The organism is Acidiphilium rubrum (assembly GCF_900156265.1).
In the GTDB taxonomy this organism is placed as follows: domain Bacteria; phylum Pseudomonadota; class Alphaproteobacteria; order Acetobacterales; family Acetobacteraceae; genus Acidiphilium; species Acidiphilium rubrum.
The window spans coordinates 2501-5849 of the sequence record NZ_FTNE01000060.1; the positions used below are offsets into that span (position 1 = coordinate 2501).

Genomic DNA, 3349 nt, shown 5'->3' on the forward strand with positions numbered 1-3349 from the left:
GGTGGGGTGAAAGCCCGATCGGATCGTGGTGTGTGTTATGGGTTGTGTCGTTCCGTTCGGATCATCTTGGGTGTCTGACCCGGATTGCGGTGTAAGCCGTGACCGAAAGATGGTTTTGGGCGAGTATTCAGGACGTGTGTTGATTGCCGTGTTTGGACATTAGTGATGATGTCTATGCATGGTGGGCCGTCAAATTTATTGGTCACGCAAGTGGCTGATCGAGGCGATGGTGAGTTGAGATTGTAAGTGAATGAAGGGCATTCAGTGGATGCCTTGGCACCAGGAGGCGATGAAGGACGTGGCACGCTGCGAAAAGCCACGGGGAGCCGCGAGCAGGCGTTGATCCGTGGATATCCGAATGGGGAAACCCACCCGCAAGGGTATCTGCAACTGAATACATAGGTTGCAGAGGCGAACCCGGGGAACTGAAACATCTCAGTACCTGGAGGAAAAGACATCAAATGAGATTCCGTTAGTAGTGGCGAGCGAACGCGGAACAGGCCAGTGGCTTATGGTTTAGCAGCAGAACGGATTGGAAACTCCGGCCATAGCGGGTGATAGCCCCGTATGCGAAGCGAGATTATAAGTCCTTGAGTAGGGCGGGACACGTGAAATCCTGTCTGAATATAGGGGGACCACCCTCTAAGCCTAAATACTCCCTGGTGACCGATAGTGCACAAGTACCGTGAGGGAAAGGTGAAAAGCACCCCGACGAGGGGAGTGAAAGAGACCTGAAACCGGATGCCTACAAGCAGTCGGAGCCGCATCTGCGGTGACGGCGTACCTTTTGTATAATGGGTCAGCGAGTTTCTGTTTGCAGCGAGCTTAAGCCGATAGGCGTAGGCGTAGCGAAAGCGAGTCTGAATAGGGCGCTTAGTTGCAGGTAGAAGACCCGAAACCGAGTGATCTAGCCATGGCCAGGCTGAAGGTGCGGTAACACGCACTGGAGGGCCGAACCCACGCCTGTTGAAAAAGTCGGGGATGAGCTGTGGCTAGGGGTGAAAGGCCAATCAAACTCGGAGATAGCTGGTTCTCCGCGAAATCTATTGAGGTAGATCGTCGTGTGTATGCCTTCGGGGGTAGAGCACTGGATGGGCTAGGGGGACCCAAAGTCTTACCAAACCTAACCAAACTCCGAATACCGAAGTGTCTTGCGCGGCAGACAGACGGTGGGTGCTAAGGTCCATCGTCGAGAGGGAAACAGCCCAGACCACCAGCTAAGGTCCCCAAATTGTGGCTAAGTGGGAAAGGATGTGGGAATTCCATAACAACCAGGAGGTTGGCTTAGAAGCAGCCATCCTTTAAAGAAAGCGTAATAGCTCACTGGTCTAATAGAAATCCTGCGCCGAAGATGTAACGGGGCTAAAGCCACATACCGAAGCTGTGGGTGCGTGATCTCGTCAGGGGTCATGCGCGGTAGCGGAGCGTTCCGTAGGCCTGTGAAGGGAGATGGGGTGACCCCTCCTGGAGGTATCGGAAGTGCGAATGCTGACATGAGTAGCGACAAACAGAGTGAGAAACTCTGTCGCCGAAAGTCCAAGGGTTCCTGCGCAAGGTTAATCCGCGCAGGGTGAGCCGGCCCCTAAGGCGAGGGCGAAAGCCGTAGTCGATGGGAAGGGGGTGAATATTCCTCCGCCTGCTGGAAGTGACGAATGCGAGATGTTGTTCGGTCTTATTGGATTGACCGGGCTTTTTGAGCATTCCAGGAAATAGCTCCAGCGTATAGACCGTACCCTAAACCGACACAGGTGGACTGGTAGAGCATACCAAGGCGCTTGAGAGAACGATGTTGAAGGAACTAGGCAAATTACTCGCGTAACTTCGGGATAAGCGAGACCCGTATGTGGGCAACCATGTGCGGGTGGCACAAAAGAGGGGGTAGCGACTGTTTAGTAAAAACACAGGGCTCTGCGAAGTCGAGAGACGACGTATAGGGTCTGACGCCTGCCCGGTGCCGGAAGGTTAAGAGGAGGTGTGCAAGCACTGAATTGAAGCCCCGGTAAACGGCGGCCGTAACTATAACGGTCCTAAGGTAGCGAAATTCCTTGTCGGGTAAGTTCCGACCTGCACGAATGGCGTAACGACTTCCCCACTGTCTCCAGCATCGGCTCAGCGAAATTGAATTCCCCGTGAAGATGCGGGGTACCCGCGGTCAGACGGAAAGACCCTATGAACCTTTACTGCAACTTTGCAGTGGCATCAGAAGAGTGCTGTGTAGGATAGGCGGGAGGCATTGAAGCATGGGCGCTAGCTTGTGTGGAGCCAACCTTGAAATACCGCCCTGCGCGCTTTTGATGTCTAACCGCGGCCGGTTATCCCGGTCCGGGACCCTGCATGGTGGGCAGTTTGACTGGGGCGGTCGCCTCCTAAAGAGTAACGGAGGCGCGCGATGGTGGGCTCAAGCCGGTCGGACATCGGCTGCTGAGTGCAATGGCATAAGCCCGCCTGACTGCGAGAACGACAGTTCGAGCAGAGACGAAAGTCGGCCATAGTGATCCGGTGGTTCCACGTGGAAGGGCCATCGCTCAACGGATAAAAGGTACTCTAGGGATAACAGGCTGATCTCCCCCAAGAGTCCACATCGACGGGGAGGTTTGGCACCTCGATGTCGGCTCATCACATCCTGGGGCTGGAGCAGGTCCCAAGGGTTCGGCTGTTCGCCGATTAAAGTGGTACGTGAGCTGGGTTTAGAACGTCGTGAGACAGTTCGGTCCCTATCTGCCGTGGGTGTTGGAGACTTGAGAGGATTTGTCCCTAGTACGAGAGGACCGGGATGAACATACCTCTGGTGCATCGGTTGTCACGCCAGTGGCACAGCCGAGTAGCTAAGTATGGACGGGATAACCGCTGAAAGCATCTAAGCGGGAAACCCACCTCGAAAATAGGTCTCCCTGAGGGTCGTGATAGACCATCACGTCGATAGGCCGGGTGTGTAAGAGTGGTAACACTCTCAGCTAACCGGTACTAATCACCCGATAGAACTTTCAATCATCTACAACCCACCCCCACCATGCATAGACATCAACAACAAATGTCGACGCACAGGTAATCAACCTTCAAACCCCACACACGCACCAATCCAACCCACCAACCCATCGAACCAATCGATAGGCTGGACGACCTGGTGGCCATTGCGGGGAGCCCGCACCCGATCCCATCCCGAACTCGGCCGTGAAAACCCCCAGCGCCCATGGTACTGTGCCTCAAGGCACGGGAGAGTAGGTCGCCGCCAGGTCCTCCAACCTATCGAACCACAACACAAACACACACCCGCGGGGTGGAGCAGCCCGGTAGCTCGTCAGGCTCATAACCTGAAGGTCATCAGTTCAAATCTGGTCCCCGCAACCAC

General features: G+C 55.0%; 1 tRNA gene and 2 rRNA genes. All 3 read left to right on the forward strand.

Annotated elements, in window-relative coordinates:
• Nucleotides 1-241 precede the first annotated feature (241 nt).
• The 3 genes from BW994_RS18520 (at nt 242) to BW994_RS18530 (ending at nt 3348) form a co-directional block, all read left to right on the forward strand.
• Nucleotides 242-2989, forward strand: a 23S ribosomal RNA gene (locus tag BW994_RS18520).
• A 131-nt stretch (nt 2990-3120) separates the two neighbouring features.
• A 5S ribosomal RNA gene (gene rrf, locus BW994_RS18525) occupies nt 3121-3235 on the forward strand.
• 36 nt (nt 3236-3271) lie between these two features.
• Nucleotides 3272-3348, forward strand: a tRNA-Met gene (locus BW994_RS18530).
• The last annotated feature ends 1 nt before the right edge of the window (nt 3349 follow it).